Origin of the sequence: Membranihabitans maritimus (assembly GCF_021729145.1) — a bacterium.
GTDB classification, from domain to species: domain Bacteria; phylum Bacteroidota; class Bacteroidia; order Chitinophagales; family Saprospiraceae; genus Membranihabitans; species Membranihabitans maritimus.
This window is the reverse complement of sequence record NZ_JAJSLW010000002.1, coordinates 438,558-463,054: the sequence shown is the minus strand read 5'-3', so window position 1 is coordinate 463,054 and position 24,497 is coordinate 438,558. Positions and strand designations below refer to the sequence as shown.

Here is a 24,497-nt window from a genome sequence, read left to right as displayed (position 1 = left end):
GAAAAAATCACTATAGGGGCGTATAAATTATTGATTGTATTGTATTTGCATCAATTTTTTTAAAAAAAGAATGTGTGATTATTATAAAGTAAAGGATAAAAATGCGAAATTTGCCCACCATTTTAAAAACAATAAAAAAGAAAAGATAATGAGAAAAGCGGATTTAGTATCAGCCATTTCAGAAAAAACGGGAGTTCCTAAAGTAGATGTTTTAGTAACATTAGAGAATTTTTTCACTGAAGTAAAGGGATCCTTATCAGATGGCGAGAATGTTTATATCCGTGGTTTTGGGTCTTTTATAGTCAAAAAGCGGGCTAAAAAGATCGGTAGACACATCAAGAAAAACAAAGCGATCGTTATACCGGAACATTATATACCTGCGTTTAAACCTGCAAAAATATTTGCTGACCAGGTAAAAGATCAGGTAACTGATGAGTTAGTAGAGAAGAATGATAAATAAAACACAAGGAATACTCATTTTAGCGGGGGTTATCCTCATTCAATTATTCTATTTCGGTTTTGATACGGTTCAAATGGACAAAGATCTGGAAATAGAAGGGACTGAACCCGAAGTATCTGAAAATATCGATATAAGCCATCGTATTGAAGATGCGGTGAAGACTTTATCTGCAGACGACCGCGATAGCGCGGTTGCCTGGATGGATCGCGCCGAAACGGGAAACATTCACACCCTTAAACAGCTTACTTCTTTCTGGGTTTCCAAAGGGAAGTGGGTACTGGCAGGTCATTATTCCGAACAAATTGCCAGGCAAGAACCTTCATCTGAAAACTGGGCCATGGCAGCCAATACATTTGCCACCGGTGCCGGACAGGTCGAAGAAGCTGAAGATAGAACTTTTTTGAGTCAAAAAGCGCTATCATTATATAACAAGGCGATTGAGATGAGTCAAGATCCGTTCCCTCTGGAGTTGAAAAAAACGTTGCACATGATTAGCCATCCGGTAGGAGGCAATCCCATGGGAGGAATTCAGGCTCTAATGCAATTAAGTGAAAAGTACCCCGACAGACCGGAAGTGTTTTTTCAACTTGGAAGGTTTGCTGTTCAAACCGGTCAATGGGAAAAAGCTCAGGAAAGACTTGAGAGGGCAAATGAACTGGCTCCGGAAAACAAATCAACAATTTGCTTGTTGACAGATGTCTACGAGCAATTAGGAAATAAAGAAAAGGCAGCGGAATATAGAGAGCGCTGCAATCAATAATAAATTATTTAATAAAAAACGATAAATTATGCCAAGTGGTAAGAAGAGAAAGAGACATAAAATTTCTACTCATAAGAGAAAAAAAAGGTTGAGAAAAAACCGACATAAGAAAAAGAATAAATAGCAATTAACCAATTTAGAGAATGGGCGAGGTTTTGAAAGAAAGGTTATTAAACCAGCTACAAATGTTTTCAAAACCTTGATCTTTGTGAGCCACACAAAAGTCCATTTACACCTTTCTATTAAAATCTTGCCATTGTAAAAATGATACAGTGGAAAAAGAATTAATAATAAAGTCCAATAATAAAAAGGTCGACATTGCTGTTCTCGAAAACAAAAAGTTGGTTGAATTGCACCAACAAGAGTCTAATCCAAAGATTGTTGTTGGAGACATATATTTAGCTAAAATAAAAAAATTAGTCCCGGGATTAAATGCAGCTTTTCTGGATATTGGATTCAGCAAAGATGCCTTCTTACATTATTCCGATCTGGGGCCAAAGTTGCCTTCCGTTAAGAAATTTACCAATAAATCTATAGGTGATAAAAAAGCAACATGGCGCTTAAATGAGTATGATCTTCGAGATGAGATTATCAAAACCGGTCGTATTGATGAAGTCCTTAAGAGGCGAAGTATGTTGTTGGTACAAGTGCTCAAGGAACCAATTTCAACAAAAGGTCCCAGGTTAACTTGTGAAATAACACTACCTGGGAGGTTGTTGGTTTTAGTACCTTTTAGCAATAATATTTCGATTTCTAAGAAAATACAGGATACAGAAGAAAGGAACAGGTTGAAAATCCTAATCGAAAGTATCAAACCCAAAAATTTTGGAGTGATTCTCCGTACAGCAGCTTCAGGAAAAAAAGCCGCTGATCTTCACGAAGAACTAGATAGTCTCGTAAAGAAATGGAAAATCATGCATACCAATCTCAAGGGAACCAGATTGCCGGGAAAGGTACTTAGCGAACTCGACAAAACCGAGAGTTTGTTAAGAGATTTAATGACTGATGATTTTACACGTATAGCGGTAAACGATAAAGAATTAACGGGAAGTATTAAAACTTTCCTGGATCAAACCATTCCTGAAAAATCCAAAATTGTACAGCATTATAATGGGCGCAATGGGATTTTCGATACTTTTGGAGTTACCAAACAAATAAAAGCTTCTTTTGGTAAAACCTCCACCATGAATAGTGGAGCATACCTCGTAATTGAACACACAGAGGCTATGCATGTCATTGATGTTAACAGTGGCCCTAAGGTATCTACACAAAATCAACAAGATGCAGTGCTGAAGGTAAATATGGAAGCAGCGGAAGAAATAGCCCGGCAATTACGCCTCCGGGATATCGGAGGTCTTATTATTATCGATTTTATCGATATGAGGCGCGGGGACCACAGAAAATTGCTGTTTAAAAGGATGAGAGAGTTTATGGCCAAAGACCATGCCCAACACACTATTTTACCGTTGAGCAAATTCGGACTTATGCAAATAACCCGCCAGAGGGTGAGGCCTGAAGTAAATATCAAAACCGCAGAAGTGTGTCCTTCATGTAATGGTACCGGGAAAATAAACCCGACAATCCTTACCATAGATGAACTGGAAAGGGATTTGGAGATGGTATTAAAATTACGGTCGAATACAAAAGTAGATATAAACATTCATCCATTTCTCTTTGCCTACCTGAAGAAAGGATTCCCCAGCAGGCAAATGCAATGGTTTATGAAATATAAAAAATGGATTAAAATCCATTCCGATCAAAACTTACCTATAAATAAATATAAATTCTTTGATTCGAATGGAGATGAAATAAGACTTACTCAAGAAGTTTCATAAATTTTCACCATATTTGGTTCATCAACTTATGTTATTTCATGAGTTATATGAGTACCAAGGCATCGTCCGCTAAAAACATACTTATTTGCCCCTTAAACTGGGGCATGGGACATGCAACCCGGTGTATTCCGATCGCCAGGAAACTCCAGCAAATGGGTCATAATATAGATTTTGCCAGTGACGGACCTCCCAGAGAATTATTAAAACTTGAATTTCCGGAAGTTCGTCACCATCTTCTTCCTTCCTATAAAATAACTTACCCCACAAAAAGTATCATTCTCAATGTGGGTCGGAAATTAGGAAGCTTTTTTCTTGCGATAAAAAACGAACATAAGAAAGTAAAAGAACTCGTTACAGAATACAAATATGACGTCATCATTAGTGACAACCGGTTTGGATGTTACTCACCCCAGACGAAGAATATCTTTATTACCCACCAGATAAATATAATAACTCCTACAGGTGTACTGGATCCTGCAATCAGGACCTTTAACTATCGTCTAATAAATAAGTTTGATCAGTGTTGGGTCCCAGATTTCAAAGAATTTCCAGGTTTGAGTGGAGTGCTCGGCCATAACCATACCATAAAAAATTGTGCTTATTTAGGACCGATTTCCCGAATGAAAAAATTAAAAACGGTCCAAAAGTATAAATATGCAGCTATTCTTTCAGGTCCGGAGCCTCAACGGACAAAATTGGAAAAGGAAGTATATAAAGAGCTATTGAAATTAAAAGTTCCTTCTGCCCTGGTCAGCGGTGTAGTAAATCCCTCTATAGAAGATCTGAGTACAGATAAAATTGACCACTTCCCATTTTTGACCTCGAATGATCTCAATCAACTGATATGTTCAACAGAAATGATAGTCTGTCGAAGTGGATATACAAGTATAATGGACCTGGCCAAACTAGGAAAGAAAGCCATCTGTATACCAACACCAGGACAAACAGAGCAGGAGTATTTGGCTAAACTTTATGAAGAAAAAAAATTTTTCCCACATTATAAGCAAGGTACTTTGGACATACAGAAAGCTTCCAAAGAAATTGATGGCTACACAGGAATTAGCCTTGATTCGGAAGATCGGTTACATACAGTCCTACTGTCTATTTAAGGCTTATAAGTAAAAAATACTGGAAAAGTCTGGACATTAGTTTCGTTCCTCATAAAAGGCATCCGTTACTGGACAATGTTTATTGTCTGGCACCCCTGCCAAACTGATTCTTTCTACCACAACGTTCAATAATATGTGAGCGAATATAAAAAAGAACTGACCTCATCATTGAAAATGCATCTGTAAAAAAACTCACCAAGAACCGCAAAATGCGAATCTTCTTTACCTATACAATTTTTACAATCATCCTCGGACGGTCCGGATAACTATTTATTATTAAACGTATTCATCGTACGATCCGAGCCGATAGTCACAAAATTCATAATCACTTCTGAGCCTTTCGCTACCATTTCCTCCAATGTACTACGATCTTCTTCCGGCCACTGTCCCAATACATAATCAATTTGCTGCCCGGAATGAAAATCACTACCAATCCCCATTCGCAGCCTGGGATACTTGGTCGTCCCTAATCTTGCCTGAATGTCCCTGAGACCATTATGCCCCCCATCACTTCCTTTTTTCCGCAACCTGACAACTCCCAGATCCAGATGCAAATCATCAACTATTACCAATAGGTTATCAAGCGATTTAATCTTCAGCTTCGTCAACCAATAGTTAACGGCTTTACCGCTCAAATTCATAAAAGTATTGGGCTTCAATATATAAAGGGTGCGCCCCTTGTGTTTTCCAACCGCCAATTCACCGTGCGAATCCGGGGCAAAAGAACAATCCAATTCCTTCGCCAGTTTATCCGCTACTAGAAAACCAATATTGTGACGGGTATTTTCATATTTGGCACCCGGATTACCAACCCCTACTATTAAATACTTCATAGTAAAAAAAATCTTTAATTATTCAGCGAAGCTCAGGCCTAAATCATCTAACAGTAAAACCATATATTCAACTCCCTTATAATAAAAGAATTACGAAAATTTATTTTTCATTGCTAAACAAAATTAATTTATTATTCAGGATAATGGCCATTCTCTTTGTTTAGTTTTGAAATACTCAATATTTTTGTTAATTCTAAAGGACCAAATTTATAGAAATCTCGTTGGGCAATAAAGCTAAAACCTGAATGATTCAAAAGGAATTATTCACAGATATCCAACGCTATTGACCGGTAACAAAATAATAAGCCACATGTTTTTTTTAAAAAATTGGCTATAGTATCGTTCCGGTTCGTGCAGTTTGTGAACAAAGAGGATAAATTTTTAAATTATTACTGCTAAAAGAGTATTATTTGAGTTTTAGTGTATATAATTTAAAGATGCATAAAATATTGCCGTATTATTCGAAAAAACTAAATATAGAAAGTATATGTTTCACAAAAGTATCTTTCAAGGAAAGATAGAATTTGATAACCCCAGAAGTTATTCCAAAGCGTTGAAAATGTTTCGCCATCGCGTCGAAAATTACCACAAGTCTATTGAGATAATATTCGAAGAAGAACAATTATTCAGTGAAGAACAAAACACCATAGAAATCCCGCGTACCGTAATAAATGTTACCGAGAAAGCCTGGAAGACTACCGTCAGTTTATTATCATATACTGCTCAATTTGGTATATCTGGAAACATAGGGGCCTGGATGATAGAAGAAGGAAATTTAATGCATTTTGCCTGGATCGAACCCAAAAGTGACAAAGCTGTTGTGAAAAACTACCTGAAAGGGAAAGAACTTTCCAAAGTGGAAGGCAAAGAAGATGAGGCCATAGAACTACTTTCTAAAGCTATAGAATTATATGACAAACACTCTCAGGCATATGAAAGAAGAGGATTCCTGAACTACATACTCGAAAAATTCCACGATGCAGAGCGCGACTTTTCAAAAGCTATTCAATGGGACGATGGAAATGCAGCTGCTTACCTGGGAAGGGCTCGCCTCAAAATGAGAAGGAAAGACTATGATGAAGCACTGAAAGACCTGAAAATGGCAATTGCCAAATCCCTCGCACTTCAGGATATACACTGGCATGCCAGAAGATTAAAGGCCGATTGCATGATACATCTAAAAGATTTTAAGGGCGCAGAATTTGAATTGCGGTTTTTCAATAAAAAAGATTTTGAGAAATCCAGCCGTAATAGTCGTCACGAAAAAGCCTCTCTGTATAAATACGCCCTGGTCATGAAGGAGCTAAAAGATCAGGAAACTGCATTAAAGTATCTAAAAGAAGCCCTGAAAATAGAAGACAAAGGTCAAAAATATGTAACAGATGCCGATATCTACCTGGAAATGTCGCTTGCAAAAAAGGAATTGGGTAAAAACGGACACCTGGCAGACCTAAAAAGAGCCGCTAAAATGGGAAATAAACGGGCTGTGGGAATTTTGGAAAATAGATAGATTTTTTAATACGTTTTCAATTGAATGAAAAAGTGGTTTGCTTTTGTTTTGGTAGGTATAATGTTGGCAATTGGGTGCTCAGGATCTCGATCTGCTTCCACTCCTGAACAACAGGGCTCTAATTACGGAGATTGCCTTGAATTATATAGGAATGGGCAGTATCAAGAGGCTTTACAGTGCATGAATACCATTCCCCGGGATTTGAGGGATTTTGAATATTTTGATCTCAGGGGGACGTTGCAGGAAAAGAATGGAGATTTAGCAGGCGCAATCCAATCATTGACTATGTCAACACAATTGGATTCTTGTACGACTAATTCTTTTGTTTTCTACAAACTCGGAGAAGCTTTGTGGAAATCACATGATTACTTACAGGCAGGAAAAGCCTTCGAAAAATTCAACAGGTTGGCTCCCTCCCCAAAATCCTCTATTCAAAACAAAGTTTTATATTTTATAAGAAGTGACTCCATGGCCCAACTTCTTTACAATCGGCCTAAAGAATACCATTCCAAAAGACTTAGCGACTCTATTAATACAGCTGATGCGGAATTAGGGATAACGATGACTCTGGACAATAAAAATAGGATAATAACACGTCGAAGCACTCAGGAAGATTTATTCCAAAGCAAAAAAGACCATGGAAACTGGTCCCCCTTCTCCTCTATTTCATCAATAAATACGCCTTATAATGAAGGCGCTGCGGCTTTATCCGGTGATGGGCAGACACTAGTCTTTGCCGGATGTAATTACCCCAGAACCCAATCCGGCATGGGAAGCTGTGATATTTTCATTACCACACGCAATGGTGAGGATTGGAACATTCCCAAACCTTTGAGCAATATAAATTCCATTTATTGGGATTCTCAACCAACATTGTCTGTCAATGGAAATGCCATAATATTCAGTAGTGAAAGGAAGGGAGGTTATGGGAATAAAGATCTTTGGATTTCGGTAAAAAACACCTCAGGAACCTGGACAGAGCCCATTAATCTGGGACCCCGTATCAATACTCCGGGCAATGAAGAGAATCCATTTATTCATACCGACGAAAGAACTTTGTACTTTACCTCGGATTACCACCCTGGTTTAGGTGGAAGGGATCTTTTCTATTCGCATCGGCTAAAAGGAAATAATTGGACAACACCCACTAATCTTGGCTACCCTGTAAATAGTTTTGAAAACGAGGAAGGTATTTTTGTCGATCCTGCTGGAGAAACGGGCTATTTCGCTTCTGAAAAAAACGGAAATTTTGATATTTATTCCTTTGAAATGGATTCTTCTAACCGTCCTTCAAGCATCTTGAATTTCGAATTTGTGCTAAGGGATAAAAAGTCTGGAAGTAATATAGAAAACGCTCAAATTCAATTTACAGAGTTAAACTCCGGAAAAATATTAAAACAAACTCATAGTAATGAGGAAGGAATTGTCCGGTTTTTATTATTTAATGATAGCAGTTATAGTATAAATATTGAAAAAGAAGGGTATCAATTTTTATCAAAAAATATAACCCCTCACTCAATGGGGAAATTAGTTTCCAGAGATACTCTATACCTTTATAAATTAAAGGTAAGTAAGGATCCTATTGTTTTGGAAAATATATTTTTTTCGACGGGAAGTACCGCGTTACAGCCGGCATCAAATCATGAATTAATGAATCTGACCAACTATTTAATAAAAAACCCTGAAATTCGCATTCACATTATGGGACATACCGACAATATTGGGTCAGAAAAAGATAATATGGAATTATCTCAGGGCAGGGCTAATACGGTAATGGAATTTTTGGTGAATCAAGGCATTAGTCCTGATAGGCTGCAGGCCACCGGCTATGGAGAATCGAGACCACTGGTAAGTAATGACACACCTGAAGGACGCGCTAAAAACAGAAGGACAGAATTTACAATTGAATAATTATGGGACGGGGAAAAAGAAAACCGAAAATTACAAACGTAGAAGTTTTTGATATTGGAAGTAAAGGAGCTGCCATAGGAAAAACGGAAGATGGTGAAGTGGTCCTCATCTCGGGTGCTGTACCGGGAGATCAAATTGAGGCCAATTTAATCAGGAAGAAAAAAGGGATGTGGAATGGATTCGTCAAATCCTTTAGAGAACTAAGCCCGGATCGGGTAAATCCCGAATGTTCTCATTTTGAGGAATGCGGAGGTTGTAAATGGCAAAATTTGAATTACAAAAAACAAATTTCTCTTAAGGAAAAAATGGTTTACGATGCTATGGACCGCATTGCAAAAATCCAAATTGGGGAAAAGGGTTCAATTTTAGGATGTGAAAACATTTATTATTATAGAAATAAACTCGAATACACCTTTTCAAATAATCGATGGGTGACTGCAGCTGAATTAAATAGTGATGAAATTATCGAAGAAAAAAGAGCATTGGGTTTTCACAAACCTGGTAAATTTGATCGGATTCTTGACATTGACCATTGTCACCTCCAATCGACATCTTCTAATGATATAAGAAATTTTATCAGGGATACATCCAAAAATTTAAATTACACCTTTTACAATGCGAAAAATAAAACTGGTTTCTTACGAAATTTAATTATCCGTACCACCAGGACCGGAGACCTGATGGTCATTCTAATAGTAGGAGAAAATGATATTGAATCGATTGAAAGATTACTAAATGAGGTAATCCAAAAATTTCCGGAAATTACCTCGCTGCAATATGTAGTCAACACCAAGAACAATGATACTATCTTTGATTTAGATGTACACTTATACAAAGGGGATCCATATATCAAAGAACGATTAGGGGACAAAATATATCAAATAGGCCCTAAATCCTTTTTCCAAACAAACTCTTATCAGGCTGAAAACTTATATAATAAGGTAATTGAATTTGGAGACTTTAGGCAAGATGAGGTGGTTTATGATCTATATTCAGGCCTGGGAAGCATAGCCATTTATGCAGCCAATAGTGTAAAAAAAATGATAGGTGTCGAAGAGGTTGAAGAAGCAGTGTCTTTTGCTAACATCAATAAGACACTAAACAACTCTGGTAATTGTCACTTCTATTGCGGTGATGTAAAAGAAGTCTTGAATACTGAATTCATTAATAGAAATGGTCATCCGGACACTATCATTGTTGACCCACCCAGAGCTGGTCTTCACGCGAATGTCACTGCCTTTATCAAACAACTACAGCCCAACAAAATTATATACGTGAGCTGTAATCCTTCCACCCAGGCGAGGGATCTTGCTATTTGGGATGATGAATATAAATGCACCAGAATGCAGCCCGTTGATATGTTCCCGCATACAAGCCATGTTGAAAATATTGCATTGTTGATTAGAAAATCACAGTAGGATTTACATATTTTCGAAACCAATTTGAAAAAATTTAGTTTGAATAATATATGGTGGGTATAATTCTGGTCAATTTAAGTGATCTGAATTGAGATAAAAAGTGGAACTATGAAAGAAGTAATAAAAGATTTTCAAGAGCATTATCATCGGTTTAAGCAAATGCTAACAGAGGCTCAAACCATAATTTTGAACAGTGACGTTTCGGATTTTCCGGTCTTTGTATTTTCAAAAATACAACCTGAGATCGGAGTAGGGATATATGCATCCCGGGATACCCAAAAAGATTGGAATGTACATGCCAGTTCTCTGGAAGAATTGGTGGCAAAAAATGTTATAGCAGATACAAAAATCGAAGAGTTTAAAGACGTATACAAAGACCCTAAAGAATATTTTTGTATTTTATTGATGAATGAGGGTGACGCACAATTCGCTTTCCCACCAATAAAAGACAATCCATTCTCAGAAAATTAATAGTTTCCCGAAATGGCCTTTCCCAATGCCTCTCCAAATGTATCCGGTGACGCTGCATAACAGGGAATTTCATAATCTGTCAGTCTGTTAACCAAAGGTTTGTTAAAACTTAATTTCCCTTTTTGATCCATCGACAACATACAGTGGATAGTTATGCGATCATCTTTCATGTGTTTAATCAAATCAAATAATGTAGCGTCATTATAATTATCATAAAGATCACTAATAAGAAAAATATAACTTTGATCCGGGTTTTTAATCTTAGTTTGGGTGAATCGCAATGCTTTCTTAATATCAGTACCTCCTCCTAACTGGATGTTAAATAAAAGCTTTATTATATCGTCCAGTTGATCAGTCAGGTCTACAAAGCCATTATCAAAAATAATCAGAGAAGTTTCAATCGTGCGAATATGGGCTAATATTGAGGCTATAATTGAGGAATATATAACTGAATCAGACATACTTGCACTGGAGTCAACTACAAGAAATACTTCAGGTAATCCAGAGGATTTTATATTATGACCATACAATCTTTGAATCACTATGGCATCCAGGTCGGGTTGATAATACTTGAGATTCCTCTTGATCGTTTTTTTCCAATCAATAAACCGACGATACGGGTAATAGGTAGGGTCAGATTTTGAAAGATTAGAATACACTGAATTCTGAATATTCCACGCAATTTTTCGTTCAATATCTGCCGCAAATTCTTTTACAAGACTTTTTACATCTTCTAATCTTTCGTCGGGTATTTGATCCTTGAGATTGAGAATAGTCTTTATCAACTCAAGATCAGGAGTAAGATTTGAAAAAGTTTCTTCTTCAAAGAGCAATTCATTAATCTTAAATTTTTCAATTGCTTCCTTTTGTAAGAAAATCGTTTTATCTCTCGGAAAAAGATTTCGAATATCTCCGAGCCATTCATTCAGCTTTACCCTTGAACGCCGGAGAAGGTTATTTTCAGTTTTATCATAGAGCAGTGAAAGTGACGAATCTATATTTTTTATATCACTATCCAACTCTTCCAGAGATTCGGGATCAGAATCCGGCCCCAGAATCAGCCTCCACTTTTTGTTAACATCCAAATTTCCGAAATTTTACCTCCTTGTTGAGTGAAAAAGGAGGGATCGCAACCACAGAAGAATAAAGGCTCCGACAACAGCTGTCACAAACGATCCCCACGTACCATTCGCACTTATTCCCAGTAATCCAAACACCCAGCCTCCTACAATTGCACCGACGATACCGAGAATAATATTCATTAATAAGCCCGAACCGCTACCTTTCCACAGTAAACTACCAACCCATCCAGCTATAGCCCCGATAATTAACCAAATTAAGATATTCATTAATTCCAAGTTTTATTTCACACATAATATAATGAAAAAATGGAGTATTCCGTATTTTTTTTGGCATTACGACGTGACCTTTTCAGTAGATAAATTTGTTCACAGGTTTTATTTTATTAGACAATCTCCAATGATTAGCGTTGCGAAAGGTCTGTAGAGACCTCCTCCGTTAATTTCATCGTATTTCAAAACCTCAAATTATATAAAACCCCGGCCATTTCGAGTAATTGGATGGAAAGTACTGGAAGGAAGGTGAAAGGGGAACACGTAATCCGGCAAGGACTAATTATACTGCATCACATCAGTAAATCAAATCATTTGTTTGGCTTTGAGGTAATATCTGTTGATTTTTTGTAATTCCTGAGTATTATTTAAATTCTCCTCTTTTATAATACTATGTACCTTTTCCAAAAACTCCTGATCTTTAGAACCAATAGCCAAATTTAGTCCGATGACAAAGTTGTTTAATGAAATATTTTCTTTATAATCATCTATAAAAATTTGTTTGGAAAAATCCTGCATATTTTCTGAATCAATAAAAGCTTTGAAAGTAATAAAGGACAGTTCACATACATCAGGTTCGTCTTTCTTAATATGCTTGTTAAGTACTTTGAGGTACTCGCTTTCATTTTTGCTTTGAGAATAATAAGAGAGTTCCAATTTGCGAATTTTCTGATCCTCCAATCCAAAATCGCTGGTCTTTTCCAGGGCTTCTTTAAAAATTGAAGAGGTTTGAAATTTTACTGCTGTTTCTATGGAAGACAATGCAGCTTCAAAAATTTTATCTTCCACCATTTCTTTCCCATATTCCTTTTCGAGAAAAGTTTTATTATTCCTTACCAGTTCATACAGTTTAGAGTCAATACTTTCCAGGGCTTCAAATGCGATTTTACTTTTTATTCCTGACTCTAGGTTGGGGACATCAATAAAAAACTTGTTAGCAATAAAATCCGTAGATTTTTCAGCCTTCTTAAGCTCTATTATATAATCCAGCATAAATTCGGGATCGCGTTCTCCTTTTTCATATCTCGCTTCGAATTCTTCGACCTTATGGTCTTTTCTCAATGCCGTATTTGCATTTTGCCTTAGGGCATCCGGGGATTTAAAACCTACGGTTTTGTGTACCAGTTCCCCATTCCCATTTATAAAAAGAAGAGTTGGATAAGCCGTCACCTGATATTTTTGACGGAGACCAGGGCCTTCTCCTTTTTCCATATCAATTTTAGCATTGATAAAATTCTCATTGAAAAAGTCCCCAATTTCCGGATCAGAAAAGACCTGCCGGTCCATCATTTTACAGGGACCACACCACACAGCATAGGCATCGAGAAAAATAAGCTTATTCTCCTGATTAGCTTTTTCAACTATTTTTGCCCAATTTTCTTTATGGAACTCTATTTGGCTATTTCCATACAATGAACAAAACAAAGAAAAGACGAAAATTGTAATTAACCGCACCATATTAACTGAACATTTATATTTTACCATTTATTGTTGAAAGCTATTGTACCAGGTTTTACAACTAACTTTACTGCAATAATAGGATCTTCCAAGCAAAAAAATTAATAAAAATTGTCTGTATTTCGTCGTGGAAAATAAAGATTAACATTCCTTTTTGAAAATCCTTTATCTGATATTATATTTAATGGAATTCAACCAAGACACGTATGAATCTTCAGTGGGATATTTTAATTGACGTTGCGTTAGCTATTATTTTAGGTGGAATAGTCGGATTTGAACGGGAGTGGAAGAAAAAACCAGCAGGCCTCCGGACCAATATGTTAATTGCGGGTGCTTCCGCATTGTTTATTGCCCTTGGCAGAATTATAATGAAAGATTATTCCAGTCTGGTAAATATTGAATCCCTTGGAATCGATCCTATTAGAATTTTACATGCTGTCATAGTTGGGGTGGGTTTTATTGGAGCCGGAACAATACTTAAAAGTGAAGACAATACTCGCATACGTTACCTGACTACTGCTGCTACTATTTGGATGTCAGCAGCTATAGGGCTTTGTGTAGGGTTAAAACAATATTATCTGGCTGGTGGAATATCATTAATAATACTTATTATCAATATACTTTTCGATTACCTGGGTAAATGGATCGGAAAGGTTAATGATTGATAAACCTCAATTTAGATTAGCCTCCTTCTTTTGAGCATTAAAATATTATCAATTAACAAAATAGTACTTCTGTATCCTTCTCAGTATTTTTTACCTTTAAGCATTTAAAATAATGAACCAATTAAACTATGTGTAACTTTCGACTTTTGGTGAGTTTTATATTATTGTTTTCGCTATCTGCAAAAGCCCAGGAATTTCTGCCCACAGAATATCCGGATCGTATTAATTTGACGTTCGGCAAACAAGACGCTACACCTGCGGTAACCTGGAGAGTAAGTGCGAATATTGATTCTGGAATAGTAGAAATAGCGCCTGCAAAAGCCGATCCCGAATTCACGCGAAAAAAGTTTTCCATTGAGGCAAAAATTAATCCTTATGATGATGGCGGGGTAAAAGCACATTTTTTCTCTGCCATACTGGATGACCTGGAACCGGATTCCTTATATGCATATAGGGTGGGTAAAAAAGAAAGGTGGAGTGAATGGTTTCACTTCAGAACACCGTCAGACAAGAATGACCCATTTACATTTTTATATTTTGGCGATGCCCAAAATGATCTAAAATCCCTGTGGTCCCGAACTATTAGACAAGCGAATCTTCACGGAAAGAAAATTGACTTTATGTTACACGCAGGAGACCTTGTCAATCGGGGTGTCAACGACCCTGAATGGGGAGAATGGTTCTATGCAGGAGGTTGGTTATACGGCATGATACCCAGTATTGCTACTCCTGGAAATCATGAATTTTATAGAGATGACAATGGCGATCGCCACCTCACCCCCCTTTGGCAACCGACATTTGAGTTTCCTCAAAACGGACCGGAAGGTTTGAAAGAATCCGTATATTATTTTGATTATCAAGGATGTAGATTTATTTCATTAAATACACAAGCAATGTTTGAAGCGGAAGAAAATTCGCCTCAACCACAATGGTTAGAATCAGTATTAAAAAATAATGATCAAAAATGGACCATCGTTACCTTTCACCATCCCATTTATTCATCCGGGTATGGAAGGGATAATCCGGATCTCCGGAATGCATTGAAGCCTTTATTTGAAAAATACGATGTTGATCTAGTCCTTCAGGGACACGACCATGCATATGGGAGAGGAGGCAATATTCCGGTGGGTTTGAAAAATCGCAATATAAAAGGCCCTGTATACGTAGTCTCGGTTAGCGGACCAAAAATGTACAATCTTTCTATGGGCGAATGGATGGACAGGGGAGCAGCAAGTACCCAACTTTATCAAATAATCGATGTCACTGCAGACCAAATCAATTTTGCTTCATATACCGTGACCGGTGAATTGTATGACCAATTTGAAATTATCAAAAGGGATCATCAAAAAATATTTATTGACCACCAGGAGAGAGCAATCGAGGAGAATGTACAGCCACCTCAAAGATACCAGGAAAGATTTTCCGATGAAGACTGGAAAGAATTCCAAAATCGATTCGATGCTTATAAAGAGAAAAAGTCTAAAACGTATTAGCCCATTTTGGTCAGAGCTGAATTTTGTATAATTTCATGTAGTTCCGGGGACAACACCGCAAGTCCAAAAAATTATTTTGTAGATAAAGTTTTTTTTTATAATTTAAAACAGTTTATTTACAAAATACCCGCTTATTTTACCGGCTATGCTAAGTTTGAAAGAATACGAATCTGCTATAATCAAGATATTAAAAAAATCATCCCGAGGACTATTCCGCGATACGATTAAAGACCGCCTTATTCATTATATGAAAGACCGGCACGACCTTGAAAAAGATGTAGTAACGAACAACTTTGACTTTGTATTTAATAGTTTGAAAGCCAAAAAAGTCATTATTAAAGCTCATTCTAAACCCTCCTTTTCGGATTTTTATATACTTAATTAACCAAGGATTCTCGGAAATCAGAAAAAAACATCCGGGAATAGATCCCGGATACTATTAATAATAAGTAACCCTAAATATATTATCAATAGCACTTTTTGAGACGTAACCAACCGTAAAAAGTCACATTCGTATAATATTTATTTAATACATTACACTTTCATAAGATTTTCTCAGGCTGTTTTCCTTATGATCAAAAATTTAACCGGATGATAAAACTTGGACTAATCTCATCAATATCAATTCTTCTATTCGGTTTTGTCGGCAATCATAACCAACCCAAAACGTATTTTATACATCCCACCCCCTTTAAATCGAATGAAATCAATACGTTAGTCCCGGAAGACCTTTGGGCAAAAGCTAATATACTAAATGACTTTTCTTCTCCTTGGAATGATAGCCATCCTCAAAAAACAGCATTCAGAGCACTTTACAACGAACAATTTCTCTTTTTAAAATATGATATAGAAGACCAGAACCTTCTGGTTTATAACCATAGTGACCTAAATAGAGCAATTGGACAATCAGACCGGGTTGAAATTTTTTTTCGAAAAAATGAAGAATTAACCCCCTATTACGGTCTGGAGATCGCCCCTAATGGACAGATCATGGACTATAAGGCAAGCCTATATAGAAAAATAGACCAGGATTGGAATTGGCCAAGGGAACATCTATACACCCACGGAACAATTACGGATAACGGATATATCATGGAAGTAGTTATCAGGCTTTCTTTCCTGGATGATCTTGGCCTTTTAAGAGAAGACGTACTAGAAGCTGGAATTTACAGAGGTGATTGTATTCTATTACCGGACAGCCATCAATTACAAAGTCAAATAAAATGGATTACCTGGGTGGATCCTGAAACCGATAAACCGGATTTTCATATACCCGAATCATTTGGGCAATTGGTTTTCACACCCCCAAATTGAATTTTACATCAGCAGTATAACGAGATAGTTTCAACACTTAATTTCTCATTTTATAAATACCTCTGTGGGTAATTTTCCAACCCAGCTTTCGGGAATATTATCTCTACAATTAAAAATTTCACTTACAAGCAGTGATGTATTTACATTGCTATTTGGCATTTTTAGTACCTCCCCCTTTTTAATGCCAGGTCCTGATACACCCCATGGAACCAACATTTCACTTTCACTAACGCCACCATGTCCACTCCCCAATCCACCGTGATCTGTTATTAAAATAAAATGACTATCATCAAACAAATCTTCTTCTTTTAATTGATTAATCACCCTTCCTATTTGAATATCTGCTTCTTCTATTGATAAAATGTATTCCGACGACATCCACTCATGTTCATGCCCTGCATGGTCCGTATGCACTGAATACAAAAATACAAAAGTTGGGTTATTGCGGTTCTCCTTCAGAAATTTCACAGCTTTTGTATAATTTTCAATGTACCGGTCCTCGTCCAAAAAGGAAACATCGTCGAGATATTCTTTATTAATCGGATTAATGAGATTTCCCCAATTGTAATAATACCCCGTTTTCACGTTTGGCAACTGCTCTTTTAAAACCTTAAAAATGGAAGGATAGTACCCATCATTGTCCACCTCAATCGCAGGTAAAGTATGGGTATCTATTTTCCATTCATTATTCACTACACCGTGTTGTTCGGGTCCACTACCGGTCAAATGGCTAGTCCAGTTGGGCAACGTGACTGAAGGCATCACGCTTCTGGTAGTAAGTGACAAAATACCATTATCCATTAATTCATCTAAATTGGGATGTTTTGCCGTTTTATACCCTTCAACACTCAACCCGTCCAAACCGATAATTATAACTCTTTGACCGTAAGAAGAAAATGATAATATCCCTAACAAAAAGAACACAAGTGATTTCATATGTAAAAAGTTTTATGCGATAGCTTTCCTGGGCAAAAATACCCATTTATTGAAAAAAACTAATGCTATAAAAGATACTGAAATTAACCCAATCGCTGCATTAATATTCAATTCGATTAAAAAATGAACCCAGCTGTTGTCAAAACTGAAGATTTCTTTCATAAGTAAAACCAATACGCTAAACAAATACCCTAATGCATCCGCAGAATAAAATAGAAATCCAACGTTGCCGCTGTATTTCAAAAAGGCGATTAATCGTTCAAAAATCAGACAATGAAAAAGAATATAAGGCAAGTAAATTCCCGTGCCGGTAGCAATCATCCAAAATACCGGACTTACCTGATTTGCTTTAAATAAATACGTGGTTATAAGGATTAAAAAAGCGCTTAAGATAGTAGCTATCATACCCATGTTAAAAGCCAGCAAGTTCCTCTTAATTAAAAAACCTAAGCCTGCTATAATCACAACGGATATCGCAATCGGTATTTCTGTTAATGTCAATATCCCGGGTTCTTCAGAATATCCTAATTCTGCCCAGAATTCCACAATAAAGTTATCCCTGAAATCACGGACAATAGTCAATATCACATACATGATTATCAACGCAACAAACCCAATCGTATACGTAACAATAAACTCTTTTCTCTCCTTACCATTCATCGGATTTCGTTCGGTTCTATACATCTTATCTTCTTTATCCGGACCTTTAACCCGATTCAATATCATTACAGAAAGAAGAAAAAGTGGAAAAAATAATAGGCCTGTTACAAACGGCATTGCAAATTCATCAATACCGAAGTCGCTCATCATTACGACACCGACATTTTTTACCAATCCGGTAGAAAAAATAAATGTTGTACTGAGAGCTGCCGCCAGTAATTCCGTGTTTCTCCTTCCCTCCAGATAGGAAAAAACAATACCAAATACCATCCCTAAGGGCAATCCATTTAAAAACATAGCCAACACCTTCCATCCTGGAGGTAAAATGTAAAATGCAAGCAGCATGAATAATCCAAAACTTACTAAAATCACCAGCCAAACCGATCTCCTTTTGGAGGACATTTCGGAGATTACCTTGATTCCTACAAATTTCGAAAGCATGTAGCCCAAAACCTGACTAATCACAAGTAAAACTTTGTATTCAACTCCTGAAATTAATTCATAGGATGTCCCGGCATACTGGGCAGCAAGGAAAGATTTTCGTACCGCATACATCCCTGTGTAACATAAAAAGGCAGCAATCATTATTAGGACCACGGAATGACGTACATTTGTAAAATATAAAAATTGCTTATTCATTTTCTTCATAAGAAAATTATTTGTTTACAAATGTAGAGGGAGAAACGAGGCTTCCACAATATCCTGCATTAAGAATTGTTTAACTTAACATCATTTACAAATCCTAATGAGACAACAAAATAACTTGTATAATTCCTGGCAATATCAACTCAAAGGCTTACCAGACTGTCGTGAAAAAAGTAGTTGGGAAAATCGATCAATTCACCTTTAAAAAATTTAATTTTTCATCAAATGAAAACTAAGAGTAAAAAACTTATACGTCCGAACTATTGGGGGGGGATGGTATTGAATATAAATACAACTCGTCAGGACACCAAGAGATTTATTTTCCCCTGGAAATCCTTTTTTACAACATACTCGCCATTAGAGAACAACACATTGGCAACACCTTTCTTATTACTCTCAAGTAAGTTATTTTGATTTTCAACAAGGAATACTTATTCCTCAAAACAGGCCTAACCAAATTGCCAGGCAAATCAAGCAGATAGCAGCACTAAAAGACTCGCGCAAAAGATTACATTCTTCATTGATACGTTTTATCTATTAACAAAATAAGTAATGGTTCCACCGATAAAACACAGTGTAGAAGTAACTGCAAAAACTATATTATCCTGATGTATAACATCCGCCATATAGCCGATAAAAGGTTCGCCCCCGCCAGCAAAAGCATATACAAAAGTATTCATTTCACCTACTCAGGTCCCTGATCGATCCACTCCCAATAAATCCGGACTCAAGGGCGAATAACATGATTGGGAGCCATAAGCCAGAAAACATGCCAGGACCATAAGGACCAGACCTCCGTGAATATTTTCTTTAGGGACCAAAAATACTGCCAGAATTACAAAACCTGCCAATCATAAAGAAATAGCAATAGACCGAGATCGATTGGATAGGAATACACCATCAATTAGTTACCCAAAAAACACCGTACCTAATGCCATTCCTACTGGCAAGGCCAACACAATCCACAAATTGGAAGGAATCGTTGATCCTGGAACCTAAATAATATAAGGGAAACCAAAAGACCATACCGGGCAGTATTCTGAAATCAAATGGAAATACACGCCAACATAAATTTTTATTTTTGAAAACACTCTTATATCGTTGAACCAGGCTTTCTTCAATTGATGAATTTTTTTGAGGGTGTAAATCTTTATCGTTATCGTTTTTCAAAGGAGGAAATCCTCAATCTTCGGGTTTATTTCGGCCTCTGGTATAGAACACAATATAACCTAGCAATAGGAGTAAAACCAGAAGCCGGAAAAGCCCCCTCCAATGGAATTCGTAAACATCAAGCATCACAATAGACAGCAAGTAAATCAGAATGGAAGAACACCCTGCTGCAAACACATAAAAACCAAAGGCTTCCCCCTTTCATTTCCACCCCGCCAGTTTGATATCAATCTACTTCCGGGTGCCCATCCCAATGATGGACTAAAACCGTTCAATACCCAGAAAACAACATTCATCCAGTAGGCATTGGATAAACTAGTGGCCCAGTTCATAATAACAGATAGAACACCACCTATTACCATCATTTTCCTGGCTCCGTCCGTATCGGCTAAGTTTCCATTTATAAATTGTCCGAGACCATAAGCCCATAACATAGCAACCCTGTCCCATCCTATCAATTGCTTACTTATTTGGAATTCCTCTCCAATACCTGGTATTGTCCATTCGAAATTTTGTCGCCCCGTATAAAAAAACAAATAGCAAAACATAACCGCTAGTAGCATACGCTACTGAATAATCCTGAATTTTTGTGCTGCGATTTGGTCGGGCGTACTTTTTCACTTAGGGTTTAATGGAGACCCTCATCCAATTATGCTTCCGAGCTTCAGAAACAGCCTCTTGTAAATTGTCTAATTTATACGGGGGACTAACCAGATCTTCAAATGGGAATACAGATATATTTCGTTCAAGAAATGCGACAGCTTTATCCAAATGCCAGGGAGCATAGTTATGTACGCCTTTTATACTTATGCACTTTCTTATGATTTGCTCAGCAGTAATATTCAATTGAGAATCTGGGTGTACAAGACCGGCCAGGATGTATTCTCCACCAGGTCGCAATAATTTCAGGCCCTGCGGAATCAATTCTTTTACTCCCGCTACTTCAAATATCGCATCAACACCCTCACTGGTTTGCTCAAGGATCAGGTTAGCGGCATTTTCTGAATTTCTGGTGTCAACGGGAATAGCACCGAAACTCCTGATCAGGTCAAACCTTCCTTCATTGACTTCCGAACAAAAAATTTGAGGTACACCCATTTCTTTGAGCATTCCACATCCGTAAATCCCAAGCAAGCCCCCTCCCTGAATTAATACCCTCCGGGGTTTGGACTTTAATTGAGCTATAGCATTTACCATAGTGGCCAGGGCGCAATTGGCCGGAGCCGCAATTCCATTGGTCACCGCATTCGGAATTTTTACTATATGTGTTCCTTTCCTTATAAAAAGATGTGAAGCATAACAACCGTTTAAGCCGGTACCACTTGCTAAAGACGCATGTCCGTATTTAAACAACTCACTGCACTTTTCTGGTAATCCATACTCAATACAGGCAGGGCAATGTCCACAACTATCAGCTATTGTCCATGTAATCCTATCTCCAACGGCAAAGCCTTTTCGGCCACTAATTTCGACAATTTCGCCCACAGCCTCGTGGCCTAGTATGCACGGTACATTCTCAATTCTTTTCCCTTCGATAGTATGTAAATCCGAGCCACAAATAGTGGCCTGCAAAATTTTAACTACTACTTCACCGGGTTTCACATCCAGAAAGACATCTTTTTCTACAAATTGAAAAGGTTTTCCGGATTCTTCAAATACCTGGTACCTGCTGTGTAGAAAATGTTTCTTAATATTGGACATTATTTAGATGCATTTTTGGATTTTGAAAAGAAGGGAGCGAACAGGATTTAGGCAATATCCCAGGGCAATGAATAGGTTTTTATATTTGTATATCCTTTCATGGCTTCTATTACCCCTTCCTTATATCCCAATCCAGAATCTTTTACTCCACCAAACGGTGTCCATTCTAATCGATAACTAGGTGCTTCATTTACATTCACAGTTCCCGTATCAAGTTCTGTAATCACACGTTGAATAGAAGGCCAGTGATTACTTACTACCCCCCCGGTCAAACCGTAAGGTGTATCATTGGCAATATCTATTGCTTCATCCAGGGTTTTGAATCTTATTATCGGAGCAACAGGTCCAAAGGTCTCCCTGGCAACAAGCTCGTAGGAGTTCTCTACATGATCTAGTACAGTGGGGGCAAAAAGGGCACCTTCCCTTATATTTCCGGTAAGACAAACTGCACCTTTTGAAATAGCATCCTGGACCCTGGACTCCATTTCCATAGCAGCCTCTTCACTAATCACCGTGCCCATATCAATATCCTGATTATAGGGATCTCCATAGCGTATGGATTTTACTTTTTCTGTAAGTTTTGTAGCATACCTATCTGCAAGACTCTCGTGAACCAGAATTCTTCGAATGGCAGAACAACGCTGAGCAGAGTTCTTAAATATACCTGCCATAGTCACCTCTATAGCTTCTTCAATATCCGCATCATCCAATATCAATAATGCAGAACTTCCCCCAAGTTCAAGCACTACTTTCTTGTATCCTACCCGGGAAGCAATAGTTTTTCCGACCTTACTTCCTCCGGTAAATGATACCATCGCAATATCCGGATGGATTGTCATCATCTCTGCAGTTGATTCTACATCCAATCCATTCACTACATTCAACATATTCGGCGGAAGACCACAATCAAGTGCCAGTTGTGCAAAATAATACGCTGACAATGGGGTTTTTTCCGAAGGTTTTAGCACGACAGTATTATTAGTAGCTATAGCCGGTGCAATTTTGTGTACTACCTGGTTCATTGGATGATTAAAAGGGGTAATGGCACTGATCAACCCCACCGGAACGCGTGTAGTATAAATTCTCCTCTGCTTTCCATTCTTAGATACATCACAAGGGAAGACCTGAGAATCATCATCCAAGGTCTTCATAGCAGAAAATCGCAATACATCTGATACTCGACTGGCTTCATAACGAGTATCCTTTAGACAAAGCCCCGTTTCATCAGTTATCATTTTACTTACCTCCTCCACCCTATTTTCCAGGGCGGTAGCAATTTTGTTTAATATTTCATACCGCTCATGCCGGGTAAGTGTAATCTTTGTTTTTTTGGTGTCAGTCAAAACAGAATCAAGAGTTTTCGGATTAATAGATGAAACCCTTCCCACCTTTTTCTTTGTATAAGGATTATATACATTAATCCATTGATCGTTCTTTATCTGCTTCCCATTGATAATACTTCCAAATTCAATCATGCATCATATCTTTAAAATCCATTGCTTAAAAAATCGAATAAATCGAAGTTCCTTACCTTTCCGGATGCGAGTTTCGCACTGTATATTGGATTGAGTTTTTTATTAAAAATCATAGGTACAACCTGCGAATTCTCACTGCCGTGCGAACGCAGGCCAACTTTCACTTTATCAAGATCGTGCCAATCAGGAGTCCTTCCTATAGTCGTGGACGCATCGGAAAGTACTACCAAGTCACCGATGCGGTCCGCAGGAAGCTCATACTTCTTTGCAGCCTCTTCGTTCGTCAATACCGTCTCAATACCGTCCAGGTTCAATAAATAATTTTTAGCTCTGTTCAATTGTAACCGATCTTCAAGATATAGTGTTCCATAACCTCCAAGTGCACCATGATGAACTACATAGGGATCTGCAATCGGCAGTATTACTCTAGACTTTATACCTTGTTCATTTAACAACTCCTCTATAAACTGAATCTTAGGGGCCCCCTCTTCATTTGTTTTGGCTTGCATGCCGTGATCTGCTGTAACACCTATCAGCGCACCTAATTTATCCAATTCACCCAACCAATAATCAATCTTTGAAAGGAAATCATTTGCTTCCGGATCACCAGGCGCATATTTGTGTTGTACAAAATCGGTAGTAGTCAGGTACATAACGTCGAAATGTTCTTTCTGTAATAATTTCACCCCTGCTTCGATACAATAGACTGAAATGTCAGGATCATAAATTCCGGGCCTTTCCTTCCCCATCAGACCTTGTTCCACATTTTCAATACCATGCTCTTTCATGGTTGCCTGATTGGCGAACTCTGCGGAAAAACAAATTCCGTTTAGATTGTATGCCAACATTTTCCGCAGTTTGTCTTTGGCTGTTACGACCGCCACTTTACGGCCATTTTGACTTAGAGTTCCCAAAATCGTTGGAACTTTCAAATATTTAGGATCATTCATCATCACTTCTTCGTGAAGATCTTTATCCCAGTAAAAATTTCCACAAATACCGTTTTCTATTGGTGGCACACCGGTAACTATGGCCATATTATTAGGATTGGTAAATGAGGGAATTACACTTTTGACCATACCCATATCCCCCTTTTTTATAAACCGTTGCAGATTCGGCATTACTTCTTTTGCTGCTTCATAATATGGATAGGAAGTGCCGTCCATACAAATACCAATAATGGTATTTTTAGTCTCTGGATAATTGCGGTTGTTTACTTTCATTGCTATTTATATTACGATAATCTGTTTGTTGCCAATTCAAACCAGTATGTTTTTAGTATCCGATTACACTTCCGTAAAATCTAAAGACAATACTTATT

General features: G+C 37.5%; 22 protein-coding genes. 12 read left to right on the top strand and 10 right to left on the bottom strand.

Features of this window, described 5'->3' with window-relative positions; translation table 11 throughout:
* The first annotated feature begins 70 nt into the window (after window positions 1–70).
* The 4 genes from LVD47_RS03870 (at window position 71) to LVD47_RS03855 (ending at window position 4,164) form a co-directional block, all read left to right on the top strand.
* Window positions 71–460, top strand: a complete 390-nt coding sequence (locus LVD47_RS03870; protein WP_255785004.1) for an HU family DNA-binding protein — start codon at window positions 71–73, stop codon at window positions 458–460.
* On the top strand, window positions 450–1,220 hold the full coding sequence (locus tag LVD47_RS03865) for a tetratricopeptide repeat protein (RefSeq protein ID WP_236974227.1): 771 nt from the start codon (window positions 450–452) through the stop codon (window positions 1,218–1,220). The genes LVD47_RS03870 and LVD47_RS03865 overlap by 11 nt, the downstream gene beginning before the upstream one ends.
* 272 nt (window positions 1,221–1,492) lie before the next feature.
* Entirely contained in the window at window positions 1,493–3,055 is a 1,563-nt protein-coding gene (locus LVD47_RS03860; protein ID WP_236974226.1) for an Rne/Rng family ribonuclease, read from the top strand.
* Between the two features lie 152 nt (window positions 3,056–3,207).
* Window positions 3,208–4,164, top strand: coding sequence for a glycosyltransferase (locus tag LVD47_RS03855; RefSeq protein WP_236974225.1), 957 nt, complete (start codon window positions 3,208–3,210; stop codon window positions 4,162–4,164).
* 266 nt (window positions 4,165–4,430) lie between these two features.
* Here LVD47_RS03855 and pth read toward each other — a convergent pair whose 3' ends face one another.
* Window positions 4,431–4,997, bottom strand: a complete 567-nt coding sequence (gene pth, locus LVD47_RS03850; protein ID WP_236974224.1) for an aminoacyl-tRNA hydrolase — start codon at window positions 4,995–4,997, stop codon at window positions 4,431–4,433.
* 487 nt (window positions 4,998–5,484) lie between these two features.
* Here pth and LVD47_RS03845 point away from each other — a divergent pair, with 487 nt between their 5' ends.
* From LVD47_RS03845 to LVD47_RS03830, 4 genes are all read left to right on the top strand, one after another.
* Window positions 5,485–6,507 carry a tetratricopeptide repeat protein gene (locus LVD47_RS03845; RefSeq protein ID WP_236974223.1) on the top strand — a complete coding sequence of 341 codons (1,023 nt, stop codon included), beginning with the start codon at window positions 5,485–5,487 and terminating at the stop codon, window positions 6,505–6,507.
* A 24-nt stretch (window positions 6,508–6,531) separates the two neighbouring features.
* Window positions 6,532–8,418, top strand: coding sequence for an OmpA family protein (locus LVD47_RS03840; RefSeq protein WP_236974222.1), 1,887 nt, complete (start codon window positions 6,532–6,534; stop codon window positions 8,416–8,418).
* A gap of 2 nt (window positions 8,419–8,420) precedes the next feature.
* On the top strand, window positions 8,421–9,836 hold the full coding sequence (rlmD, locus tag LVD47_RS03835) for a 23S rRNA (uracil(1939)-C(5))-methyltransferase RlmD (RefSeq protein WP_236974221.1): 1,416 nt from the start codon (window positions 8,421–8,423) through the stop codon (window positions 9,834–9,836).
* A 108-nt stretch (window positions 9,837–9,944) separates the two neighbouring features.
* The gene (locus LVD47_RS03830) at window positions 9,945–10,307 is read left to right on the top strand and encodes a hypothetical protein (protein ID WP_236974220.1); all 363 of its coding nucleotides are present in this window, start codon (window positions 9,945–9,947) and stop codon (window positions 10,305–10,307) included.
* Here the strand turns inward: LVD47_RS03830 and LVD47_RS03825 are convergent.
* From LVD47_RS03825 to LVD47_RS03815, 3 genes are all read right to left on the bottom strand, one after another.
* A complete protein-coding gene (locus LVD47_RS03825; protein WP_236974219.1) occupies window positions 10,304–11,392 on the bottom strand; it encodes a vWA domain-containing protein in 1,089 nt (362 codons plus the stop codon). The two genes, LVD47_RS03830 and LVD47_RS03825, sit on opposite strands and share 4 nt — an antisense overlap.
* A 12-nt stretch (window positions 11,393–11,404) precedes the next feature.
* Window positions 11,405–11,656, bottom strand: a complete 252-nt coding sequence (locus tag LVD47_RS03820; RefSeq protein WP_236974218.1) for a GlsB/YeaQ/YmgE family stress response membrane protein — start codon at window positions 11,654–11,656, stop codon at window positions 11,405–11,407.
* Between the two features lie 309 nt (window positions 11,657–11,965).
* Complete coding sequence (locus LVD47_RS03815; protein ID WP_236974217.1) at window positions 11,966–13,117, bottom strand: thioredoxin family protein; 1,152 nt, start codon at window positions 13,115–13,117, stop codon at window positions 11,966–11,968.
* A 206-nt stretch (window positions 13,118–13,323) separates the two neighbouring features.
* Here LVD47_RS03815 and LVD47_RS03810 point away from each other — a divergent pair, with 206 nt between their 5' ends.
* From LVD47_RS03810 to LVD47_RS03795, 4 genes are all read left to right on the top strand, one after another.
* A complete protein-coding gene (locus LVD47_RS03810; RefSeq protein ID WP_236974216.1) occupies window positions 13,324–13,782 on the top strand; it encodes an MgtC/SapB family protein in 459 nt (152 codons plus the stop codon).
* A 128-nt stretch (window positions 13,783–13,910) separates the two neighbouring features.
* Complete coding sequence (locus tag LVD47_RS03805) at window positions 13,911–15,275, top strand: purple acid phosphatase family protein (RefSeq protein WP_236974215.1); 1,365 nt, start codon at window positions 13,911–13,913, stop codon at window positions 15,273–15,275.
* A gap of 145 nt (window positions 15,276–15,420) precedes the next feature.
* On the top strand, window positions 15,421–15,660 hold the full coding sequence (locus tag LVD47_RS03800; protein WP_236974214.1) for a hypothetical protein: 240 nt from the start codon (window positions 15,421–15,423) through the stop codon (window positions 15,658–15,660).
* Window positions 15,661–15,866: 206 nt separating this feature from the next.
* Complete coding sequence (locus LVD47_RS03795) at window positions 15,867–16,589, top strand: sugar-binding protein (protein ID WP_236974213.1); 723 nt, start codon at window positions 15,867–15,869, stop codon at window positions 16,587–16,589.
* Window positions 16,590–16,634: 45 nt separating this feature from the next.
* Here the strand turns inward: LVD47_RS03795 and LVD47_RS03790 are convergent, their stop codons facing one another.
* The 6 genes from LVD47_RS03790 to phnA all read right to left on the bottom strand — a co-directional run bounded on the left by LVD47_RS03790 (window position 16,635) and on the right by phnA (window position 24,399).
* Window positions 16,635–17,525: an alkaline phosphatase family protein gene (locus LVD47_RS03790; protein ID WP_236974212.1), complete on the bottom strand. Its 891-nt coding sequence runs from the start codon at window positions 17,523–17,525 to the stop codon at window positions 16,635–16,637.
* A 12-nt stretch (window positions 17,526–17,537) separates the two neighbouring features.
* Complete coding sequence (locus LVD47_RS03785; RefSeq protein ID WP_236974211.1) at window positions 17,538–18,833, bottom strand: DUF5690 family protein; 1,296 nt, start codon at window positions 18,831–18,833, stop codon at window positions 17,538–17,540.
* A gap of 1,313 nt (window positions 18,834–20,146) precedes the next feature.
* On the bottom strand, window positions 20,147–20,563 hold the full coding sequence (locus LVD47_RS03780) for an MFS transporter (protein ID WP_236974210.1): 417 nt from the start codon (window positions 20,561–20,563) through the stop codon (window positions 20,147–20,149).
* A gap of 58 nt (window positions 20,564–20,621) precedes the next feature.
* Complete coding sequence (locus LVD47_RS03775) at window positions 20,622–21,701, bottom strand: zinc-binding dehydrogenase (RefSeq protein ID WP_236974209.1); 1,080 nt, start codon at window positions 21,699–21,701, stop codon at window positions 20,622–20,624.
* A gap of 47 nt (window positions 21,702–21,748) precedes the next feature.
* A complete protein-coding gene (locus LVD47_RS03770; RefSeq protein ID WP_236974208.1) occupies window positions 21,749–23,176 on the bottom strand; it encodes an aldehyde dehydrogenase family protein in 1,428 nt (475 codons plus the stop codon).
* An 11-nt stretch (window positions 23,177–23,187) separates the two neighbouring features.
* On the bottom strand, window positions 23,188–24,399 hold the full coding sequence (gene phnA / locus LVD47_RS03765; RefSeq protein WP_236974207.1) for a phosphonoacetate hydrolase: 1,212 nt from the start codon (window positions 24,397–24,399) through the stop codon (window positions 23,188–23,190).
* Window positions 24,400–24,497 lie beyond the last annotated feature (98 nt).

Excerpts from the sequence above, each read along its gene's own strand:
- LVD47_RS03870 (WP_255785004.1), top strand. The coding sequence starts at position 71 with ATGTGTGATTATTATAAAGTAAAGGATAAAAATGCGAAATTTGCCCAC.
- LVD47_RS03865 (WP_236974227.1), top strand. The coding sequence starts at position 450 with ATGATAAATAAAACACAAGGAATACTCATTTTAGCGGGGGTTATCCTC.
- LVD47_RS03855 (WP_236974225.1), top strand. The coding sequence starts at position 3,208 with ATGGGTCATAATATAGATTTTGCCAGTGACGGACCTCCCAGAGAATTA.
- pth (WP_236974224.1), bottom strand. The coding sequence starts at position 4,997 with ATGAAGTATTTAATAGTAGGGGTTGGTAATCCGGGTGCCAAATATGAA.
- LVD47_RS03845 (WP_236974223.1), top strand. The coding sequence starts at position 5,485 with ATGTTTCACAAAAGTATCTTTCAAGGAAAGATAGAATTTGATAACCCC.
- LVD47_RS03840 (WP_236974222.1), top strand. The coding sequence starts at position 6,532 with ATGAAAAAGTGGTTTGCTTTTGTTTTGGTAGGTATAATGTTGGCAATT.
- rlmD (WP_236974221.1), top strand. The coding sequence starts at position 8,421 with ATGGGACGGGGAAAAAGAAAACCGAAAATTACAAACGTAGAAGTTTTT.
- LVD47_RS03830 (WP_236974220.1), top strand. The coding sequence starts at position 9,945 with ATGAAAGAAGTAATAAAAGATTTTCAAGAGCATTATCATCGGTTTAAG.
- LVD47_RS03820 (WP_236974218.1), bottom strand. The coding sequence starts at position 11,656 with ATGAATATCTTAATTTGGTTAATTATCGGGGCTATAGCTGGATGGGTT.
- LVD47_RS03815 (WP_236974217.1), bottom strand. The coding sequence starts at position 13,117 with ATGGTGCGGTTAATTACAATTTTCGTCTTTTCTTTGTTTTGTTCATTG.
- LVD47_RS03810 (WP_236974216.1), top strand. The coding sequence starts at position 13,324 with ATGAATCTTCAGTGGGATATTTTAATTGACGTTGCGTTAGCTATTATT.
- LVD47_RS03805 (WP_236974215.1), top strand. The coding sequence starts at position 13,911 with ATGTGTAACTTTCGACTTTTGGTGAGTTTTATATTATTGTTTTCGCTA.
- LVD47_RS03800 (WP_236974214.1), top strand. The coding sequence starts at position 15,421 with ATGCTAAGTTTGAAAGAATACGAATCTGCTATAATCAAGATATTAAAA.
- LVD47_RS03795 (WP_236974213.1), top strand. The coding sequence starts at position 15,867 with ATGATAAAACTTGGACTAATCTCATCAATATCAATTCTTCTATTCGGT.
- LVD47_RS03790 (WP_236974212.1), bottom strand. The coding sequence starts at position 17,525 with ATGAAATCACTTGTGTTCTTTTTGTTAGGGATATTATCATTTTCTTCT.
- LVD47_RS03785 (WP_236974211.1), bottom strand. The coding sequence starts at position 18,833 with ATGAAGAAAATGAATAAGCAATTTTTATATTTTACAAATGTACGTCAT.
- LVD47_RS03780 (WP_236974210.1), bottom strand. The coding sequence starts at position 20,563 with ATGCTACTAGCGGTTATGTTTTGCTATTTGTTTTTTTATACGGGGCGA.
- LVD47_RS03775 (WP_236974209.1), bottom strand. The coding sequence starts at position 21,701 with ATGTCCAATATTAAGAAACATTTTCTACACAGCAGGTACCAGGTATTT.
- LVD47_RS03770 (WP_236974208.1), bottom strand. The coding sequence starts at position 23,176 with ATGATTGAATTTGGAAGTATTATCAATGGGAAGCAGATAAAGAACGAT.
- phnA (WP_236974207.1), bottom strand. The coding sequence starts at position 24,399 with ATGAAAGTAAACAACCGCAATTATCCAGAGACTAAAAATACCATTATT.